Annotated in this window: 17 protein-coding genes and 1 tRNA gene; 5 read left to right on the plus strand and 13 right to left on the minus strand. The window is 41.6% G+C overall.

The features are described from left to right. Window positions 1–49: 49 nt before the first annotated feature. Window positions 50–1,603, minus strand: coding sequence for a M16 family metallopeptidase (locus tag ACM0OS_RS09260; protein WP_414542928.1), 1,554 nt, complete (start codon window positions 1,601–1,603; stop codon window positions 50–52). 278 nt (window positions 1,604–1,881) lie between these two features. On the opposite strand from ACM0OS_RS09260, the gene ACM0OS_RS09265 reads away from it, so the two are divergent. Further along, window positions 1,882–2,496 carry a TetR/AcrR family transcriptional regulator gene (locus ACM0OS_RS09265; RefSeq protein WP_414542890.1) on the plus strand — a complete coding sequence of 205 codons (615 nt, stop codon included), beginning with the start codon at window positions 1,882–1,884 and terminating at the stop codon, window positions 2,494–2,496. 120 nt (window positions 2,497–2,616) lie between these two features. On the opposite strand, the gene ACM0OS_RS09270 is transcribed toward ACM0OS_RS09265, so the two are convergent. The 6 genes from ACM0OS_RS09270 to ACM0OS_RS09295 all read right to left on the minus strand — a co-directional run bounded on the left by ACM0OS_RS09270 (window position 2,617) and on the right by ACM0OS_RS09295 (window position 6,997). Further along, window positions 2,617–3,054 carry a DUF4332 domain-containing protein gene (locus ACM0OS_RS09270; RefSeq protein ID WP_414542891.1) on the minus strand — a complete coding sequence of 146 codons (438 nt, stop codon included), beginning with the start codon at window positions 3,052–3,054 and terminating at the stop codon, window positions 2,617–2,619. Window positions 3,055–3,075: 21 nt separating this feature from the next. Next, a complete protein-coding gene (locus tag ACM0OS_RS09275; protein ID WP_414542892.1) occupies window positions 3,076–3,615 on the minus strand; it encodes a hypothetical protein in 540 nt (179 codons plus the stop codon). A gap of 139 nt (window positions 3,616–3,754) precedes the next feature. Beyond that, window positions 3,755–4,201: an MAPEG family protein gene (locus ACM0OS_RS09280; RefSeq protein ID WP_414542893.1), complete on the minus strand. Its 447-nt coding sequence runs from the start codon at window positions 4,199–4,201 to the stop codon at window positions 3,755–3,757. Between the two features lie 610 nt (window positions 4,202–4,811). Further along, entirely contained in the window at window positions 4,812–6,044 is a 1,233-nt protein-coding gene (locus tag ACM0OS_RS09285) for a bifunctional folylpolyglutamate synthase/dihydrofolate synthase (protein WP_414542929.1), read from the minus strand. Between the two features lie 144 nt (window positions 6,045–6,188). Then, the gene (locus tag ACM0OS_RS09290; RefSeq protein ID WP_414542894.1) at window positions 6,189–6,314 is read right to left on the minus strand and encodes a photosystem II protein Y; all 126 of its coding nucleotides are present in this window, start codon (window positions 6,312–6,314) and stop codon (window positions 6,189–6,191) included. 158 nt (window positions 6,315–6,472) lie between these two features. After that, entirely contained in the window at window positions 6,473–6,997 is a 525-nt protein-coding gene (locus ACM0OS_RS09295) for a gamma carbonic anhydrase family protein (RefSeq protein ID WP_414542895.1), read from the minus strand. 238 nt (window positions 6,998–7,235) lie between these two features. On the opposite strand from ACM0OS_RS09295, the gene ACM0OS_RS09300 reads away from it, so the two are divergent. Further along, window positions 7,236–7,748, plus strand: coding sequence for a TIGR02652 family protein (locus ACM0OS_RS09300; RefSeq protein WP_414542896.1), 513 nt, complete (start codon window positions 7,236–7,238; stop codon window positions 7,746–7,748). Window positions 7,749–7,851: 103 nt separating this feature from the next. On the opposite strand, the gene cobA is transcribed toward ACM0OS_RS09300, so the two are convergent. The 4 genes from cobA to ACM0OS_RS09320 are packed head-to-tail and all read right to left on the minus strand — an operon-like array spanning window position 7,852 to window position 11,124. Then, entirely contained in the window at window positions 7,852–8,631 is a 780-nt protein-coding gene (gene cobA / locus ACM0OS_RS09305; RefSeq protein WP_414542897.1) for a uroporphyrinogen-III C-methyltransferase, read from the minus strand. Beyond that, on the minus strand, window positions 8,628–9,341 hold the full coding sequence (locus tag ACM0OS_RS09310) for a sirohydrochlorin chelatase (protein WP_414542898.1): 714 nt from the start codon (window positions 9,339–9,341) through the stop codon (window positions 8,628–8,630). The genes cobA and ACM0OS_RS09310 overlap by 4 nt, the downstream gene beginning before the upstream one ends. Before the next feature lie 17 nt (window positions 9,342–9,358). Beyond that, complete coding sequence (locus tag ACM0OS_RS09315) at window positions 9,359–10,696, minus strand: protein kinase domain-containing protein (RefSeq protein WP_414542899.1); 1,338 nt, start codon at window positions 10,694–10,696, stop codon at window positions 9,359–9,361. Between the two features lie 47 nt (window positions 10,697–10,743). Then, entirely contained in the window at window positions 10,744–11,124 is a 381-nt protein-coding gene (locus ACM0OS_RS09320) for a DUF4359 domain-containing protein (protein ID WP_414542900.1), read from the minus strand. A 134-nt stretch (window positions 11,125–11,258) separates the two neighbouring features. Between ACM0OS_RS09320 and ACM0OS_RS09325 the strand changes: the two genes are divergently transcribed. Next, a tRNA-His gene (locus tag ACM0OS_RS09325) sits at window positions 11,259–11,331 on the plus strand. A 716-nt stretch (window positions 11,332–12,047) separates the two neighbouring features. Next, on the plus strand, window positions 12,048–14,468 hold the full coding sequence (locus ACM0OS_RS09330; RefSeq protein ID WP_414542930.1) for a sucrose synthase: 2,421 nt from the start codon (window positions 12,048–12,050) through the stop codon (window positions 14,466–14,468). Window positions 14,469–14,574: 106 nt separating this feature from the next. On the opposite strand, the gene ACM0OS_RS09335 is transcribed toward ACM0OS_RS09330, so the two are convergent. Continuing rightward, complete coding sequence (locus ACM0OS_RS09335; RefSeq protein ID WP_414542901.1) at window positions 14,575–15,114, minus strand: peptidoglycan-binding domain-containing protein; 540 nt, start codon at window positions 15,112–15,114, stop codon at window positions 14,575–14,577. A 971-nt stretch (window positions 15,115–16,085) separates the two neighbouring features. Then, complete coding sequence (gene cax, locus ACM0OS_RS09340) at window positions 16,086–17,177, minus strand: calcium/proton exchanger (RefSeq protein WP_414542902.1); 1,092 nt, start codon at window positions 17,175–17,177, stop codon at window positions 16,086–16,088. A gap of 584 nt (window positions 17,178–17,761) precedes the next feature. Here cax and ACM0OS_RS09345 point away from each other — a divergent pair. Continuing rightward, window positions 17,762–20,473, plus strand: a complete 2,712-nt coding sequence (locus ACM0OS_RS09345; RefSeq protein WP_414542903.1) for a DUF3536 domain-containing protein — start codon at window positions 17,762–17,764, stop codon at window positions 20,471–20,473. Window positions 20,474–20,513: the final 40 nt, after the last annotated feature.

Consider the following 20,513-nt stretch of genomic DNA (forward strand, 5'->3'; position numbering starts at 1 on the left):
ATCCTTCCTTGGCAAATATGCCCTTTGCTGACTTTGCCTTTCATCATTTTTACCCTTGTTTCGATACCAGCTTGCCAATTGTGCGATTCTCAGTAGTAAATGTTGCCTTGGCTACACGCTGAATATCTGCATTTGTTACCGCAGCAATTTGATCTAGTTGTTGAAACAAATTTCGCCAAGAGCCAGTTTTTACTTCATATTCCAATAACTGCTGTGCCATGCCCATATTGGAATTGAGACTACGTAACAAACCTGCCCGTGCTTGGGTTTTAACCCGTTCCAACTCTGTCGCTGCTACAGGTTCAGTTTTCAATTTTTCGATTTCTTGACGCAAAGCTACTCCTACTTCATCTGCTGTATGACCAGGAGCAGTTAAAGCATAAAATAATACCAGATTTGGATATTTATCACCAGGAAACCCACTAAAACCTTGAGCATTTAACGCCAAGCGCTGTTGTTCTACTAAAGATTTATACAACCGTGATGTGCGTCCGTCACTCATTAAACTACTAATGATGTCATAGACGGCATTATCAGGATGAGTAATTGCTGGCCGGTGATAGCCTTCTAAATACCAAGGTTGAGAAGGTAATTCTAAACTAAATTCCCGTGTTTGTTTTTGTGGTGGTTCAGCGAGAATATTGGCTTGGGCTTTTTCTTTGGCTTTGTAGCGGCCAAAATAAATGTTTGCCAGTCTTTTGACTTCATCGGGATTCACATCTCCGACAATGGCAATGGTTAAATTACTAGGGGGATAGTGGGTATCAAAAAAGTCCTGGACGTTTTCTGGTGTCAGGTTACGGATATCTTCTTCATAGCCAATCACTGGACGCTGGTAGGGATGAACTGTGAATGCAGTATCAATAAACTTTTCGATCATTTGCCCAATGGGCGAATTATCTACCCGCATCCGGCGTTCTTCTAAAATTACATCTTTTTCTTTATAAAATTCACGCCGAATTACAGGTTCCAGAAATCGCTCAGATTCCAGGGACATCCACAGTTTGAGTTTGTTAGCCGGAAAGCTATAAAAATAACGGGTAGCCTCAGCAGAAGTTGTGGCATTTAATCCCACACCACCAGCTTGTCTGACAATTTGCCCTAGTTCGTTTTGGGTGACTAGTTCATCTGCTTGAGATTCTACTTGCTTAAACTCACTTTGCAACCGGACAACATCATCTTGTTTATCATTGGCTTTGGCTGCTCTGATTTGGGTATCCAATTTCTCTAATCGGTCTAGTAAGACTTTTTCTGCCTCGTAGTCTTTTGTTCCGATGCGTGTTGTGCCTTTAAAAGCCAAATGCTCTAGAAAATGTGCGACACCAGTTTGTCCATCTGGCTCATCTACACCACCTACATCGGCATAGGTGACAAAAGACACTGTGGGAGCTTGGTGGCGTTCCAAAACAATAAACTTCATGCCATTGTCAAGGCGAAACTCCGTTGACTGCTTGATTACCCGATCTAAATATGGTTGAATCGAACTTTCAGTTTTTTGAGGTCGGGGGGTTCTTTGCAGAGGAGGTGCAGTATGAGTCTGAGTCTGAGTCTGAGCCAGCGCGACCTTTGGCCCTACTCCCCACGATAAAATTACTAGCACCATGAATATGCTGAAAAGCCGACGTAACCTGATAAATACTTGAGCAAAACCAGGCGAAATTTTTTGCGGAAAGTTGGCTGACTTTCTCCAAAACCCCAAATTTCTAATTGAACGGTTGGAATGATGCATAAGCGACGATAAAACTAAAGTTCCACTACCTGAGAAATATGCTAACTAGCAAATAGGGCGTTAATCTTGTATTAAGCTTTCTGTGTTTTTTGTACCTGACGTTAGACAATCATGTTACAAGTCGTGTTCTAAGGATCACACATCTAGTTATTATGCGAGTTTTTAATTCCCCCCCGCCCTCAGAGACACAAACACGCGCCCGCATTTTACAGGCTGCACAGCGTTTGTTTGCCTCGAAAGGATTTGATGGCACTACCACCCGTGACTTAGCCCAAGCAGCTGGAGTTGCTGAGGGTACTTTATTTCGTCATTTTCCCAATAAAAAATCAATTTTGGTTGAAGTCGCTACTAGTGGCTGGGTGGATATCTTAACAGATTTGCTGACAGAATTGAGTGAAATGGGCAGTTATAAGGCTGTTGCTCAGGTAATGCGCCGCCGGATGTGGAATCTGCACAAAAACGTTGATTTGATGCGCGTGTGCTTTATGGAAGTGCAGTTTCATCCTGACTTACGCGATCGCATTCAAATCGAAGTAATTAATAAAATGACCGATGTAGCCGAAGCTTTCTTTCAAACGGCCATGGATAAAGGCATTTATCGCCAAACCGATGCCAAACTGGTGGCTAAAGTTTTCTTAGGAATGTTTGCGATCGCCGGTTTCTCTGACAATACCTTGATGTCACCAGACGCTTCACCTCAAGAAATGCAGCAGATGGCAGAAGGATTAGCTGATATCTTCCTCAATGGTGTGTTAGTCAAAGAATGAAAAATTAAATTAATTTTTTAAACCTCGTCCATCATAAAAAGTGGAGTTTTTGTCATTGCGACGCCAGGAAGCAATCTCATAATCTTGACTACAAACTGAAGTTTTCAAAGTAGACAAGGTTTAATTGAGCTTTTGTGCTTGTTGACTCCATTGTTGCACTAACTCAATAGCTGGACACAAATCTCGGCGTTGCATTGTTGCTACTTGCAAGCGCATAATTTGTTGATGCAATCTATGGGTGGGAGTTTGAGCTAATTGTGCTACAGAACCAATTCCTGCATGGAGCAATAAACCACAATATTGCATGCCCACGCTAGGAATCCGGGCTAAATCGGCTAAAGCAATCCATTTATTTACATACTGAAGATTGACTTGTAATTTATTTGCTAAGTTCATCCTCGCTTCAGCAGTCTTGGCTTGTTTAATTAGCTCTTTGGTAGTTTTTATCCCACATTTTTGGAATTGGGATTTTTCTTCTTGGCTTAATCCTGGTAATTGCTCAATGGGCCAGTCACAAGATGTGAGTGGACTTCTACTATTTGTGTGTTTAGCAGGCATTTGTGTCACGACCTATTTTATTTAATTGAGAGACAAACTTCTAAAAGAAGTTATAACTTTCCCTTGCCAAAATCCATCAATTTCAGTTCTTCCTTCTTTCAATGTAATCATTTTTTTCCTGAATAATTGATTTTCATAAGTGAACCTAACCTGATATTCACCAGACTGAATATACCAAAAAATCCAAATACCTCCATAAATAGCATTACCTAAAAGCCGTAGGCAATTTTCGCCGTACCAGCTAAATTGAGCATTCATTAAAAACTCCCAACTTTCTCCAGGAATAATTAGTGGTATATCTAATTCGTCTACCAACCTGTGAGCATTTTTATTTAAAGATACCTGCATAAACTGTCCATAAGGACTTAATAGTTCTGGTAAAAAATAGGGCAAATCAAAGCGATAAGGGGTTGATGTTTCATTAAAAATGCGAACACCAAATTTAATAGATGTTTGTTCCTCATACTTGGGTAGATAAACTGTTTCCTCCGCAACTAAAGTTTCAAAGCAAATTCCATCTACTTCAATAGTATTAGGGTTATTTGACGCATAAAATGTCATATGAGCGATTTCGGGGTAAATATACAGGACTTACGCAGAAACTCTCTGAAACTCTTATTTCTTTGTGTACTACAGCCCTTGCGGGCATCGCTGCGCGCGTGCGTACTTTGCGGTTTGTTAATTCTCAATTCTGGGTAAGTTACATCCTTAACTGAACCGTATTGTTATACAAGACTAAAACTATATTCCAACTCATCACTAATATACAGAGGGTTCCAACCGCATACGTAATAGTTCGCCAAGGCTGCCAACCGAAAAGATACGCCAATGTATGAAGTATTCGCGCAATTGTAAAAGTAGAAAATAACCAAGCTGATGCCATAGGTGATGCTCCAGTCAGCACATAGGCTATGGCGACACCAAGAAATATAGGAATGTTCTCCAAATCATTAAGCCAAGCTTTGGCTGCACGTTGAACCTGTGGTAGTTCCTCAAATGCGGGAGGCTTGTTGAATAGTTCCGCATCCTCAGGGTTGACAAATATACGCCTGCCAATGCGGTAAAACCCTTGATAAGCTGAAAGAGCAAACATTTTCAAAAACAACACTACAACACACACCGAATACCAATAAAGAGAGGTTCCCATAGTTTCAATCGATAAAGATGTCCTGTTACTAAAATCAATACCTTTGCCAATTTACGAGGGTGAAATAATGATATTTTAACCATTAACTCCCATTTCTTTGAGGGTTGACAAAAACAATCAGTCCTAAAAATTCCTTTAAGGTTTCCCACAATTGTTTTTTAACGTATTGACAGCAGGATAAGGGTTTGGGATGACAGCTTAAAGCCCTGATGGGCATGGCTGCGCTTAACGCAAAAGCGTGCCGTAGGCTAAGAGTGTGAATTGGTATGAACTATCATAGGAGTGTTATTGAAAGTTAGGCAAAGTCTAATGGATAAGTTGGTACGTAGTTTCATTCAAATAGAAAGGAGTCTTCAAATCGTTGCCTTGATTGGAGTAATTCTCCTCCTGGGATACTTGGGATTAACAAGTTCTCAGCAAGAGCGAACATTACCTGTCCCAAGCGTTTCACCAACAATAAAGAATTAGAGTAAGGATCTGGGTGTACATTTCTAATTCCTTTCATATCATAGATATGAAAGGAATTTCTGAACTCTAGATAATTGAATTTTATTTTTCAATATTATTAACAATTAAGATGTGTTCGCCCTGGGTAACTGAGCCTCTCGGATTATTTAGTGCCTAAAAAATACCCAATTAAATATAAAGAACCACATAAAATTACTAAATTATCTGTAGAATCAAAAGCCGCTGCTAACGCTGATGATAAATCTGAATAGGTACTGACAAATCCCAATTCTGGACAAACTTCGCCAGCTAATTTTGCCAATTCCCCTATGTCAGCCGAACTATGATCTGGGACTGGAACTAAATATAATTGATCATTTGGTCGCAGTAAAGCTTGAAAAATATCAGTATGCTCTTTTGTAGATAACATCCCCATAACCCAAGTTAACTTCTGGATATCTAAACTATCTACATAATTTCTGAGAGCTTGAGCTGCGGCTGGGTTATGTGCGCCATCAATTAATAATTTTTGGTCTTTCCAAGTCACCCATTGCATTCGCCCCGGCCATTGAGTTTTCCCCATACCGTTAACAATAGCCTCTGGAGAAATCACCCAACCTTGTTGTTGCAAAATTTCTAAAGCAGCTAAAGCCAAAGCTGAATTAGTTAATTGAATTTGTCCAGCCAACGGCAAAGGATATTGAATTGATTTATACTCAGCCCATCCTAGAGCGATTTGACGAGCAGGTTGAGGTGTAATATGTGGGCATTGTAATTCTTGAGCGCGCGATCGCACTACTGCTTCCGCATCTGCTGGCAATTGTCCCACCACAGCCGGACACCCTGATTTGAGAATACCTGCTTTTTCTCTGGCAATATCAGCCACAGTAGGGCCTAATTGCTGCCAATGTTCACGGCTAATAGAGGTAATTATTGTTACTAAAGGCTGTTCACAGACATTAGTCGCATCTAAACGCCCTCCCAGTCCCACTTCTATAATTGCTACATCAACTTGCTGTTGGGCAAAATATAACCAAGCCGCTGCGGTAATGACTTCAAACTGAGTCGGGTAATCGTCATCAGCTTGAATTGCTGCTTGGACTTGTTGTAATAATTTACCCAAGTCCTCAGCGGCTATGGGCTGTTCATTGATGCAAATGCGTTCCGTCCAGTCGATTAAATGGGGAGAAGTATAACGTCCTGTACGATAACCAGCTTCGGTAAGTACTGAAGAAAGATAGGCACAAACTGAACCTTTACCGTTAGTACCAGCGACGTGAATTACTGGCACTTGGTGATGGGGGTTGCCCAGATTTGCCAACAATTTGACAATGCGCGACAGCCCTAGATGAACGCCGAAATGTTGAAAGGGTTTTAGTAAAGAGTTGATATCCAATGGGTGTGGAAGGGGATAAGGGGATAAGGGGATAAGGGGACACGGGGACACGGGGACACGGAAGGGAGATGTCTCATTATCAACAAAACCGACTGCTTCTGGTGAGGGAAACAGCCGGTTCATGATTAATGGTGTTAACTAAATTTAGGCTTCTTTGTTTAAAAAGCCTTGAATTTGTCTTAAAGCAGCAGCACCAATGTTAAACGCAGCCCAACCAGCAGCAATGGCTACAGGTGCAAAAACGATCGCAATCCGGTAATCGATATCCATATCTAGAACCCCTTTGTTAAGTAGAAATTAAAGTTTTGTCAACTACTCTCATTTTTATTTTTAGCTGAATTGGTCATTTTTGCCAGACCAATTTGTAAAGAATCGTTAAATTATTAGTTTTTATTGCTTCCCTGCCTCTTTTGACTAGTCCCCAGTCCCTAAGAGTGAAAGCCGATGTCACTACCTTTGCCAGCATGAACTAATGCTAACTTTTTGTAACGTTCGGCGTGTTCGATGAGTTCTGTGGCTTCATGGTCTGTCACTTGTCTTAACACTTTACCTGGCACACCGACCACAAGGGACAAGGGGGGGATATCTTTAGTCACGACTGCGCCAGCACCAATAATGCTACCAGTACCGACTCTGACCCCATCTAAAATGACTGCACCAATGCCAATTAAGCTGCCACGTTCAATGTAAGCAGAATGTACCACAGCACGATGACCTACGGTGACATGATCCTCTAAAATTGTTGGTAAACCTGGGTCACCATGTAGAATCGCTCCATCCTGAATATTTGTACACTCACCGATCTCAATACGTTCCACGTCTCCCCTAACTACTGCTCCATACCAGATACTGGCTCCGGCTTTGATGTTTACCGAACCTATGACAACAGCGTTAGCGGCAACGAAGGCGGCTTGAGAAAAATCAACAGATGGCCAGTAAGAAGCGGTAGACACGATAGAATAAAAATATGGTACCCAGGAACACTGGAGAAACTCTTAACTTTGAGGCTGGTTGCACAACCAGGATATCACGATGTCAAGTCTCTAGACTGAGGAAGATATGAGTGATGTTGTTCCTGCGTCAACACTGTGTTCTTGCAGCAGTGAGCAAGTTCCTCAAAGTGGAGGAGCCGAAGTGTAAAATCCAACCCTTTGATGCTGGTGAAGACAAAATTATGTTTGTATGCACTTCATGATGAATCCAGGCTTGCAGTACCCTATGTTTGGCCCCGACATTCAATGTCCCCATTGTCGCCAGACTATTCCGGCTTTGACACTTACAGATACCTATTTATGTCCCCGTCATGGCGCTTTTGAAGCTAATCCTAAAAATGGAGAGTTAGTTCATCTACAGTCAGGGCGTCATTGGCGAAGATGGAATAATGAATGGTATAGACAGCATACCCATCCCGATGGGATTCGATTTGAGATCCACGAGGCACTAGATAAGCTGTACACTCAAGGTTACCGAGCAACACGGGTAATTATTGCTGCACGTTATCAGGAATTAATGAGTGGCTATTTAGAACGCAGCACGCCTTGGCGTTCTGGACAACCAGAAGCTAGCTATGCACGTTTATACGGTTTACCTGTGGAGTTTAGTCCAGACTCCTCAGAAGATCCTTGTTGGGAAGTGATTAATTTCGATTTGGAAAAAGAGCCTGGAGTGCCTGTGCGCTACCCTTATTTCCGATTATTTGAGTAAGTCATCAGTTATTGATGAATCAGTACGGTGAGGCAGTATGGTCTTGGGGGTTTCCTCAAGTAACTGCCGAAACCCGTCAAGGTCTGGGGAGTTTCCAGACAACTTACACTGGACGACAACCAGATAAAATACTGTGCATATTGACCACTGAACCGATTACTGCGATCGCAGGCGCACTAAATCCTGTTTCTGCGACTTGCTGAATAATTGTCTGCAATGTCCCTATTAATTCTTCTTGTTCGGCTCTTGTACCCCAACGCACCAGGGCAATGGGTGTCTTTTCACTCAAACCAGCTTGACTTAATTGTTCCACAATGTAAGGTAAATTGTGAATACCCATGTAAATGACAATGGTTTCTGACCCGTGGGCGATCGCCTGCCAATTTACCTGCGGTCTATACTTACCTGACGACTCATGCCCAGTGACAAAAGTCACAGAAGAACTATGCAATCGATGAGTTAAAGGTATACCCGCATAGGCAGGAGCGGCAATACCCGATGTAATCCCTGGCACAACTTCTACAGATATCCCAGCTTGGACTAAATCCGCCATTTCTTCGCCACCGCGACCAAACATAAACGGGTCACCGCCCTTGAGTCGCACCACTATTGGATGATCCTGGGCTTTTTCAATTAACAGGTGGGTGGTTTCTTCTTGTAATAATGAATGTCGCCCCATGCGCTTACCAGCGTTGATTTTTTCGGCTTGGGGATTAATCATCTCCAAAATAGCTGGACTCACCAAGGCATCATAGATAACTACATCTGCACATTCCAATAAACCCTTACCCTTGAGGGTCATTAATCCTGGATCTCCTGGCCCCGCACCTATTAAATAAACCTTACCCAAACACCCTTGCCCCTGTTGATCTGTGCGGCTCATGTATGTATCAAATCCCCAATTATCTCAGCTAATTCTGCACTTGCTCCCAAAGGTGCTGCCAGTTGGAAAGTCACAGTGGGAAATTGTAATTTTAGCGTTTCTACGGACTGAGCGATCGCATCAGTTATGCCACCTGTAAATAGAAAGTAGGGCAAAATCGCAATTTTCCTCTTGCCAGCATCCACAAGCTCTTGGATTCGAGATTTTAAACTAGGAGGTACAGCCCAATAAGCAGTCACGGCTCCCAATTTAGCAGCGATGGTTTCTATTGGCTGTAAAGAACCAGGACGACGGCTACCATGAGCTAATAAAATAGTTGTCTCAGCTTTCATATTAGCCATTTGCTGGGCCAACAATGTCACCAAACCGGGATGAATACCTAAATGTGGTTGCAGGTCAAGGATAATATCTTTACCTAATGCGTGTTGTGCCAGGGCAATTTCCACGGGAATATCTGTCATCACATGGACACCCGGTAGGAGAAATAATGGTATAATTTTCAGGCGATCGCACCCCAAGGCTAAAATATTGTGGGCAAATAATTTAATCTGCTGATGCAAAGGCTCAGGTTTCAGTTCCAGAGCAGCTATTCCTACCAGATGTTTCGTATTGCCTAATTTATCAGATACCAAGCCTGCTAATTGCTGCATAGCAACTTCTGGGCGTGGGTCACGACTGCCGTGGGATACCAGTAAATATGCAGATGTCATGAGTAAATGTGTAACTCTCAGTAGCTATTTTTAGCGTAACAGGTTGGCAACTTGGAGACTAAAACCTGAGTATGCTGCCACCACTGAGTACCACCAGCCCAAATCCGTGAAGGTAAGTGTCCTAGAGGGGCTGACCAATTAAAAAAGAAGCGAGGACTGGAGTTATGAACATTCCAGCCAATGGCAGCGCAAAACCGACCATAGTCACCCTCAACGCTCTCGTAAATTTGCTTTTGGATGCTAAACCCAAACTTTCCTTGGCTATACTGCATACACAATTGGTCAATTGTCTGTAAAATCTCATCCGGTAATTTTTTCAAGTCACCACAAAACAGATAGCTGCCAATTGGCTTCGATAGTGCTTGACACATTACCGCCCAAGTTTCTTGGTCTGCTTGTTGCCATTTCCTCAAAGCCAGTAAGTCGCGTAATTGGCTGTAATCAACTTCTACTTCTAAAGTATCCGGCTGTTGAGTAGCTACATTTAGCGCTTGTAACACTTCCGCTGCTGATTGGTAACGTTGGGAAAGGGCATTGTGCAAGAGTTTATCAAGAATTTGACCAAGTGCATGACTTAAGCGATTTTCACTCAATATATAGTCACGCCATACCCAGCGATCGCTAATCACATCAAACAAATCAAAAGGAGAAATCCCCGTTAATAAATGAATGCAGGTAACACCCAAACTGTAGAGATCACTAGCTGGCATAGCTCTACCCCGTGTTTGTTCAGGAGCAATATATTCGGGGCTACCTATGGTTGTACCTGTATGTAGCAATGCTGTAGCGGTGACCTGTTTCGCCACTCCAAAGTCAATTAACACTAAATCCCCTTGGGGAACGCGGCGCATAATATTTGCTGGCTTAATATCCCGATGGATTACTTTTTGCTCATGAATAAATTGCAGTACTGGCAACAAATTTTGGAGTAATTCCCCAATTTGGGATGCGTTAAAAACTCCTTGCTGTTGCAATTCCTCTGCCAAGGTTTGTCCAGCGATGAATTCTTCCACCAAATACAGCTGTTGATCTTGTTCAAAGTATCCTAGTAGTTTGGGGATTTGGTGATGCTGCAACTCATGAAGACGAATTGCTTCCTGACGAAATAATTCCCCTGCCTTGTGAAAGCTTTCTTTGTCTTCCTCTGGAAAACAGAATTGTTTAATGACACACCTGGGTTTGGAGGGAAGGCGTTCATCTACAGCCAAAAAAGTTCTGCCAAAGCCCCCGCGTCCTAGACAATCAAGCAAGTAATAGCGGTCTTGCAGCAATAAATTGCCACTACATCTTGTACATATTTGCGCTGTATCGGGATTTTGTGAATACAGACAGCCAATGTGGGGACAGAGTTTCATGACAATGTGGCGTTTTGGGCTTACAAGTAGTATTCCCAATTCTGGGCTTATTGCTCCTCAGCCGTGTAAGTATAAAAGTTATTAAATGCCCCCACTGTTTGAAATCGGTAAGCAGGTAACAAGGAACTCAGTTTTAAATCCGTAGTGTAAACACTAAAAACAATCAGATTTTGCTTTTCCGTAGTCCGTGACAATATTTCCCTCATTTGCGGATTAGCTTGTTCTACCAGCCTTTCACATTGGGAATTGATGAAATTCTCGAATAAATTTGATGTTTTTTGGCAAACATCCTGTTTTAAGTATTGGGTGAGCCTTTCAACTGCATACTCTTCGTATTCAGACTGATTGGGATTAGTTTTAGCCATAGTCACCCCTAAAACTGCTAGTCCGGCAGCTCCTAGATATGCCACAATGTTCAGTACTTTCATGTTCCCTAACTGAGATTTGCTATAATCATTGAACTCCAAAGACTGCCCAGTCACAAAGTCCGTTCCTGGCAGAAAAAAAAAATTGGATCAATTCACAAAACAAGTGCTACAATGAGCATTGAGTAAAGTTGATGGCGAGCGTAGCCAAGTGGTTAAGGCAGTGGTTTGTGGTACCACCATTCGTGGGTTCAATTCCCATCGTTCGCCCCTTATTATTTCGACAATCAGTAGTTGTTTAATCAACTGTATTTAGAATACTCAGAAATTATAAATAATTCCTGAGTATTTTGCTACAGATAATTTTTGGAAATAGATTTTTGATTCTATTAAAAAATTATTGTAGTTACTAAAATATTTACAATTATTACTAAAGTTTTGTGTCATTCACTATAACTTTGTGTAATTCATTATGTTTAACTACTTACGCCAAAATGCGTCATAAAAAAGCTGCAAAAGCTAGTTATATATCATAATTTAAGGTTATTTTCTCACATTCAAGGATAAATTTTATTTTTTGAACATAGTGAAAAATAGTGCTACCTACTTATTTCAGTATTTATTTGATAATAAAGTTACTTTTTTCGCAAAAAATTCTGAGATATAGAGCAGGTTAATTGCTCATTAAAGGCAATTTTTTCTAAAATAGAATCCGGCTTAAACTTTGTGAGAGAATCATTACATACATCAACTCTATCAACAGGATGAACAATTGTACGCCTTTAGTTAGAGTGAAAAAATACTGAGATGTCGATATTTTGAGTAAAGAGGAATACGAATTTAGCTGCCTGATAAATCAAGGCTGATTCAGAACACAGATAGAACATTCTTCTGTGTTTATTCGTGTTTGTACTCAATCAGATGAAAGGGGAGGTGCTAGCTTTGCCCTGGAAGTCAAACAAGAAAAATCAACGTTAGGGGTGATTATGTCCGAATTGATCCAAGCAATCCTGGATAGTGAAGAAAGGAGCGATTTGCGTTCCTTCATTAGTTTGTTACGCCAGGAAGAAAACAAATACTTGCTGCGTAATGATATCTTGAGTGTATATGTGAATTTTTGCTTTAAGAACGAAAAGTCTTCTACCTTTGCAGCCTCTTCTCGCTTAGGTAAACTGATTTACTATACTCAAGAAATTATTCAAGAAGACTCAAACCTTTGTTTTATCATTCGTCCCAAGATTGCTAGTCAAGAAGTTTACTGGCTAACAGAGGATTTGAGTGTTGAGCCAATGACAGTACAGGAACTGCTGGATCTGCGCGATCGCCTGGTAAATAAATTTCATCCCCAAGAAGGTGATCTGCTAGAGTTAGATTTTGGCCCATTTTATGACTACACCCCGGTCATCCGTGACTCGAAAAATATTGGTAAGGGTGTGCAGTTTCTCAACCGTTATCTCTCCAGCAAAATCTTTCAAGACTCAAAACAACTGCTGGAGAGATTATTGAATTTTTTACGCCTACACCAATACAACGGTGTACAGCTGCTAGTTAACGAGCGCATCAAATCACAGCAGCAACTTTCCGATCAAGTCAAAAAAGCCCTCTCCTTTCTTAAGGAACGCCCCAGCGATGAATCCTACGAAGAATTTCGCTTTGATTTACAAATGATGGGTTTTGAGCCTGGTTGGGGTAATACAGCCTCGCGGGTACAAGATAGCCTCAACATTCTTGACGATTTAATTGACTCTCCCGACCCCCAATTACTCGAAGCTTTTATCTCTCGTGTGCCGATGATTTTTAGAATCGTCTTAGTATCAGCTCATGGTTGGTTCGGCCAAGAAGGTGTTTTGGGTCGTCCTGATACTGGTGGTCAGGTAGTGTATGTCCTCGACCAAGCAAGGAATCTGGAAAAGCAGCTACAAGAAGATGCATACTTAGCAGGTTTAGAGGGGTTGAATGTCCAACCAAAGGTGATTATTCTCACCCGTTTGATTCCTAATAATGATGGCACTTTGTGTAATCAACGGCTAGAAAAAGTCCACAGTACAGAAAATGCCTGGATTTTGCGTGTACCCCTGCGGGAATTTAACCCCAATATGACGCAAAACTGGATTTCCCGATTTGAGTTTTGGCCTTATCTAGAAACCTTTGCTATTGACTCAGAAAGAGAACTACTCGCAGAATTTCAAGGTAGACCCGACTTAATTGTGGGTAATTATTCTGATGGTAACTTGGTAGCCTTTTTGTTAGCACGACGGATGAACGTCACCCAGTGCAACATCGCCCACGCTTTGGAAAAATCTAAATACTTGTTTAGTAACTTATACTGGCAAGATTTGGAAGAGAAATATCATTTTTCTTTGCAATTTACAGCCGACTTAATAGCCATGAACGCGGCTAACTTCGTTGTCAGCAGCACCTACCAAGAAATTGTGGGTACACAAGACAGCATTGGCCAGTACGAGTCTTACAAATGCTTCACCATGCCAGAGTTATACCACGTAGTCAATGGCATTGAACTATTTAGCCCCAAGTTCAACGTAGTACCGCCGGGAGTCAACGAGAGTTACTATTTTCCTTACACCCGCAGAGAAGATCGCATAAAAACTGATAGCGATCGCCTGGATGAAATACTATTTCATTTAGAAGACCCTAACCAAATTTTCGGCAAACTAGATGACCCCAACAAGCGCCCCTTGTTTTCAGTAGCGCGTCTTGACCGCATTAAAAACCTCACAGGTTTAGCAGAATGCTTTGGTAAGAGTACAGAACTACAAGAGCATTGCAACTTAATTTTAGTCGCAGGTAAGTTGCGCGTTGAAGAATCAGGCGACAACGAAGAACGGGACGAAATTATCAAACTCTATCAAATCATTGAACAATACAATCTCTACGGCAAAATTCGCTGGCTAGGTATCCGCTTATCAAAGTCTGATTCCGGTGAAATTTACCGCGTAATTGCCGACCGTAAAGGTATCTTTGTTCAACCAGCTTTATTTGAAGCTTTCGGTTTGACAATCTTGGAAGCCATGATTTCGGGACTACCAACTTTTGCTACACAATTCGGTGGGCCCCTAGAAATTATTCAAGATAGGGTAAATGGCTTTTACATTAACCCCACGAATTTAGAAGAAACAGCCACCAAAATTTATGAATTTGTCACTAAATGTGAGCAAAAACCTGATTATTGGGATGCCATTTCTCGGCAAGGTATTGACAGGGTGTACAGTACATATACCTGGAAAATTCATACGACTAAGCTGTTATCCCTAGCGAGGATTTATGGCTTCTGGAACTTTACTTCCAAGGAAAATCGGGAAGACTTACTGCGCTATCTCGAAGCGTTGTTCTATTTAATTTACAAACCCAAAGCTCAACAACTATTAGAGCAGCATCAGCATCGCTAAATCATCATTAGTCAGTTGTCAGGTGTTAGTTATTAATTGTCACACAGCGATGGCAGATTTTAAATTAGTTTTTTAAATCCCAAAATAACTGACCACTGACAACAGACTAAATTGTCAACTCACGCCAAGTAACTGGGCCTACTATTCCATCTACCGCCAAACGCCGCTGATTTTGAAAAGCTTTGACTGCTGTTTCTGTCAGTGGCCCATAAGACCCATCAACTCCAATAGCATAGCCATTAGAGATTAACAGTCTTTGCAAAACTCTCACTGAAGTCCCAGAATTTCCAAAACGCAAAGTCGGCATAGATTGGGCGCTAAACCTTTGGGGTCGCGCTGCTACTTGGGCAACTTTGATTGTAGCTTGGACGTTAGCTTTAGCTAAGGTAAAAGAACTAGGGGATAAATTTTTTGTTGTGTTTATTTGAAAATTCCGGTCTTTAAAGTTTTCTGAGTAACCTTGATCTGTCTGGATAAATTCAGGTGGTGTGATTTGATGATTTGGAGCTAATTGAGTTAACTTGCGCTGTATTAACTTCTGCGAGCTTTTCTCCATTGGAAATGGTTGCTGCTTTGGTAAATCATGGGGCAAATATGGTCGTTTTGTGATTAATACGCCCGTCATCAGCAGGCCAATTTCACTCATGGTCATTCATTTTACTAATACCCTGATTTCTATTGACAAACAAACTGGTTGTTAGTCCGGAATAGTTACTCCTGAGAAATGTAAAAAAACAATGTAGTATTTTTTTTAATTATGAAAAAATAGATAATTGAACATTAGTCTTGTTATTAGACATACAATTTGCTTGATAAAATTTTTACACTAGTGAAGTAAATCAACAGTATAAAATACCGCATTTTGTAGAATATAGGACTTATGCAAATGTCACAAAAAATAAAAGTTTTTTGCTTGTAGTAAGGGCTACCCTACGGGAACGCTGCGCGAACAGCCCTTATCTTGTCAAGCCCTGCGGGCATAGCTGCGCTTACCGCGGAGCATCTCGCAGAGAGGACTAAAGTCCTCACTACAAACTTAAAATAATATGCCAGTTGCGTAAGTCCTATTAATAAATAAAATCTCCCAATCTGATTTTCTGAAAGTCAACTTTACAGTAGTCTATTGTTTACTTTCTTCCTCCTAAAGTCTCATCAAATTACTCAGTAATTTCAGAAGTTAAATAAATATAGACATCAAAGATTTTATTCAGTAATCATGTGTTAGATACTGATAAAATTTAAAACAATGATGTAAACTCATGAATGCTTAGTAAGCTTATCTAGTAGCTCTTTTTTACTAAAAAATCTGATACTTTTAATCAAAAAATGTATGCCTAGTTACCAATGTAAATATTAAAAATATGATGAAAATTTGTACGATTTTTAACCGTAATCAAGATATTAATAGATAAAAGACAAATTTGTGAGTTTCAACTCAGTACAAAAACTCACAAAAAAACGGCGAGTCCGCTTAATTCCTGTAAAAAGTGGAAAAACATCACACTCAGATAGGACTTACGCACTCGCTACGAAAATTCCCTAAGGTCGCAATGACGAAAATGCGTGGTTGGTTACGTAAGTCCTGTCAGACACTTTCAAGCCTGTTCCCTGCTATAACTACCCAACACCATCGATGACTGGATGAAAGTAGAAGGCGAAGCCCAAGACTGTATAGGCGGCTAATAGTAAAGTGCCTTCTAACCAATTGGACTTACCATCAGAACTAATGCTATTGGCAATCAAAACTGACACCGCTACAGCCACTAATTCAAAAGGGTTGAAATCCAAATCCATTGGTTGACCGAGGAACCACCCGGCTATCACTAACACAGGGGCGACAAATAAGGCAATCTGCATACTTGATCCCACAGCCACTGATAAGGAAAGATCCATCTTATTTTTCATGGCCACGGTGACAGCCGTAGCATGTTCAGCAGCGTTACCAACAATGGGAACTAAAATCACCCCTGTAAACAGTGATGTCAAACCTAGCTGAGATGTAGCTACTTCCAAAGTATCTACCAGCATTTCTGATTCTAATGCTACCAGCAGCGTACAGACTAACAGCACGCCACTCCATAGCCAAATATTAGGTTTAGTCTCAGGAGTTTCCTCGGCTTCTATCTCTGCTACACCCACATCATATAAATAGGCATGGGTTTTCATAGAAAATAGCAGTGTTAAGACATAAACCAGAATTAACACAATGGCCACAGCTAAAGAAAAATTTTGCAGAGTCTTTTCGTTAATGCCTACAGATGTATAATTCATCGCCGTGGGTAGCAAAATGGCAATTACCGCCAAATTCATTGACGAAGCATTCACCCGCGCTACAACCGACTGAAATGTCTGTTCCTTATACCGCAGTCCACCCAACAGCATCGAAAAACCCATCACTAACAGTAAGTTACTGATAATCGAACCTGTAATGCTGGCTTTGACTACATCCACCAACCCAGCATTCAGCGCCACTAAAGCTATAATCAGTTCTGTGGCGTTGCCAAAGGTGGCGTTAAGTAATCCTCCCAAACTCGGGCCAACTACAACCGCTATTTCTTCTGTGGCTGTACCCATCCAAGCAGCTAAGGGCAAAATTGCTAAACCAGCTGTGATAAAAACTATCAAATCTCCCCATTCTAGAAAGTGTGCTGCTAGGGAAACCGGAATAAACAGTAATAAAACGAGAAACAGAACGTTTTTAACTGACATTTGCTACCTTAAGGTAAGATTATTGTTCACAGAAGCTGATCCTGAGTTCTCCATTCTGCATGAAGAGTACAACAACCAAAATGATGCCATCTTCTCTGTTGTGTTTTCTCAGCACTCAGCACGGCCTAAAGCCCCACGACTTCAAGACTCTAGGATACTCTCAACTGTCTACACTTCTGTTCCGCGTTTGTACTGTTTCTCGGTTTGTATGAGATATGTAAAATAAAGTTGCAATTTATGGAGTTTTTGCAAACTTTCGTAGCAAAACTATCAATTGCCGCCAGGATTTGACTCCAAAAATGGGGTTTAATAGATTAAATGACAATTAAATTTTTTACTGGCGCAGTCAACACAAAAACCCTAATCAAAAAATTGTTTAATGACTGATGACTTCCAGCCTTTGGGGAAATGGCTGTGAGATAACGCAGATTTCCCACTCTAGTCAGACAGCTTTTTTGGAGATTTAACTGTATCCTATACCCATAGTTTTCATATATACCGGATTTTGTGTTGAAACCTCTGTAGTCAGGTTTAAATACAAAGTTTTCGGCGCACTTGTAAGTTTTTTGTTTGGATAAATATACATGACTTCTGCTGCTGAAATGCCAACTAGCTCTGGCTCAACATTTACATCACATCTGGCTCCCAAAGATACTCACCAAACTGATCCCGTAAAACAGGCGACTGGTGTGTATGTCACGGTGCATGGTCATTTTTACCAGCCACCACGGGAAAATCCTTATTTGGATGCCATTGAACGTCAACCCAGTGCTGCACCTTTCCATGATTGGAATGAACGCATTCATTGGGAATGCTATCGCCCAAACGCCTTTGCTCGAGTCTTCAATGACCGGGGCGAAATAGTGGGGATCGTCAATAATTACGAATATTTCAGCTTTAATATCGGGCCGACGCTGATGTCGTGGCTAGAACGCTACGATTTGGAGGTTTATCAGCGGATTTTGGAGGCGGACACCAAAAGTTGTCAGCGCTTGCAAGGACATGGCAATGCGATCGCGCAAGTATACAATCACATTATTCTGCCTTTGGCGAATGAACGGGATAAATACACCCAAATTCGCTGGGGTAAAGAAGACTTCCGTTCCCGTTTTGGCCGTGATCCCGAAGGGATGTGGCTAGCAGAAACAGGTGTGGACTATGCAACTTTAGAAGCTTTGGTTGCTGAAGGCATTCGCTTCATTATCCTTGCACCATCCCAAGCACAACGTTGTCGTCCCCTAGCAAATCATGATGGGGATCATCATGAATGGCAAGAAGTCGGCGGTAGTCAAATTGATCCCACCCGTCCTTATCGTTGTTATTTAAAGCCCCAACTGAGTACTGCTGCTTCACCTCTTAGCACTACAGGAGGGTGTGGGGATGATGCAGATTCCCGTCCTTATATTGATATTTTCTTCTACGATGGCCCGATTTCGCGGGACATGGGTTTTAGCGATGTGGTTTATAATTCCAGTCATTTTGCTGGCCGCATCGGTTCGGCGGTACGTGGGGATCACCGTCCGGCGCAACTAATTTCTGTAGCCACAGATGGCGAAACCTTTGGACACCATAAAAAGGGAACCGAGAAAACTTTAGCCTACGCTTTTACCAAGGAGTTTCCCAAACAGGGTTGGACAGTAACCAACTTTGCTCATTATCTCAGCTTGAATACTCCCACTTGGGAAGTAGAGTTAAAACCCGTCACAGCCTGGAGTTGCGCCCACGGTGTCGGTAGATGGGAAGATGACTGTGGTTGTGGTGGTGAAGGTGGTGTTTGGCATCAAAAATGGCGCCGCCCGTTGCGAAATGCTTTAAATTGGCTACGGGATCAATTAATTGATGTCTACGAAGAAAATGCTAGGCAGTTATTCCGCGATCCTTGGCTAGCAAGGGATGAATATATTCAAGTGATGCGCGATCGCTCGCCTGCTAATGTTAACCGTTTTCTAGCTCGCCATCAAACCCACAAACTTACAGCCGCAGAACAAGTAGACGCTTTACGTTTATTGGAAATGCAGCGTCATGCTTTGCTGATGTTCACCAGTTGCGGCTGGTTTTTTGAAGAAATTTCTCGTCCCGAAGGTACGCAAATTCTCCGCTACGCCTCCCGTGCTTTGGAATTGGCTGGAGATGTGGCTGGTGTACAGTTAGAAAAAAGGTTCCTCAAACTCTTGGGATTAGCCCCCAGTAATGTGGATCTTTTCAAACATGGTGCAGAAATTTATCGGCAAATGGTGCAAACTGCCCAAGTAAGTGTAAAGCAGGTTGCGGCCCATTATGCGATTACTTCTTTGTTTGGCAATCACAAACCCGCCGAGACACTCAATCCCCTCACAGGAGAACAAGCTACTAAATATCCGCATCCCCACCAAAAGCGTGTTTATTGTTACACCGTCAATGAGATAGATTACCAAATGCAACGCATGGGATCATTGACTCTGGCGGTAGGACATTTACAACTGGTGTCAGAAATTACCTGGGAAAGTGAAAGTTTGGTGTTTGCTGTTCTGCATTTGGGCGGCTGGGATTTCCACTGCTGTACCCAAATATTTACCGGTAGACGTGACTATAGCCAATTGAAAGATAAGCTATTTGGGGCATTGCAACAAGCGAGTGCAGCTCACGCGATCTTAGTGATGACACAGCTATTTAAAGAAGAGACATTCAGCTTACAGAATCTCTTTGCTGAAGAACGTCATCGAATTATGCGGCTGCTGAGTCAGGAAACCTTAACACGTTTAGACCAGCTTTACACCCAAGCATACCGAGATAATTACGGCATTCTCATGGCCTTTCACCGGGACGAACTAGTGGTTCCCCAAGAATTGCAGGTAGCTGCCGAGATTGCTTTAGGATCTCGTTGTATGACAACATTGCGATCGCTTGAGCAAGATATTTCCGAATCGGGATTGAGTTTAAATCACATTGGAGAATTAGAGGCGATCGCAACTGAAGCTAAACATCTGCATTGTCAGTTAAATATTCCCGAAGGTAAGCAGATATTAGAGCAATTGGTTATGCGATTACTTTGGCAATTGTTACACAATACCAATGGTAGTTTTGCTATAGAAATCCAATGTTTAGAACGATTAATTGATGTCGCTTATCAGCTAAATCTGGGTATTTCTCTGCACCGTTCTCAAGAGCTATTCTTTAGCTGCTTGCACAGTGAAATTGTGCCATTATGTGTCACGACACCGGCTAATCAAGAAGATAATAATCAATGTCATCAATTACTCAAATTAGGGCAAAAGTTAGCCGTTGATGTCAGTCATGTTTTGAGTAAATTTGAATAGATTTAAGTGGTAATTACCACCAAATAAATCTGTAATTAAA

This window comes from Nostoc sp. CCY0012, assembly GCF_963920855.1.
In the GTDB taxonomy this organism is placed as follows: domain Bacteria; phylum Cyanobacteriota; class Cyanobacteriia; order Cyanobacteriales; family Nostocaceae; genus Cyanocohniella.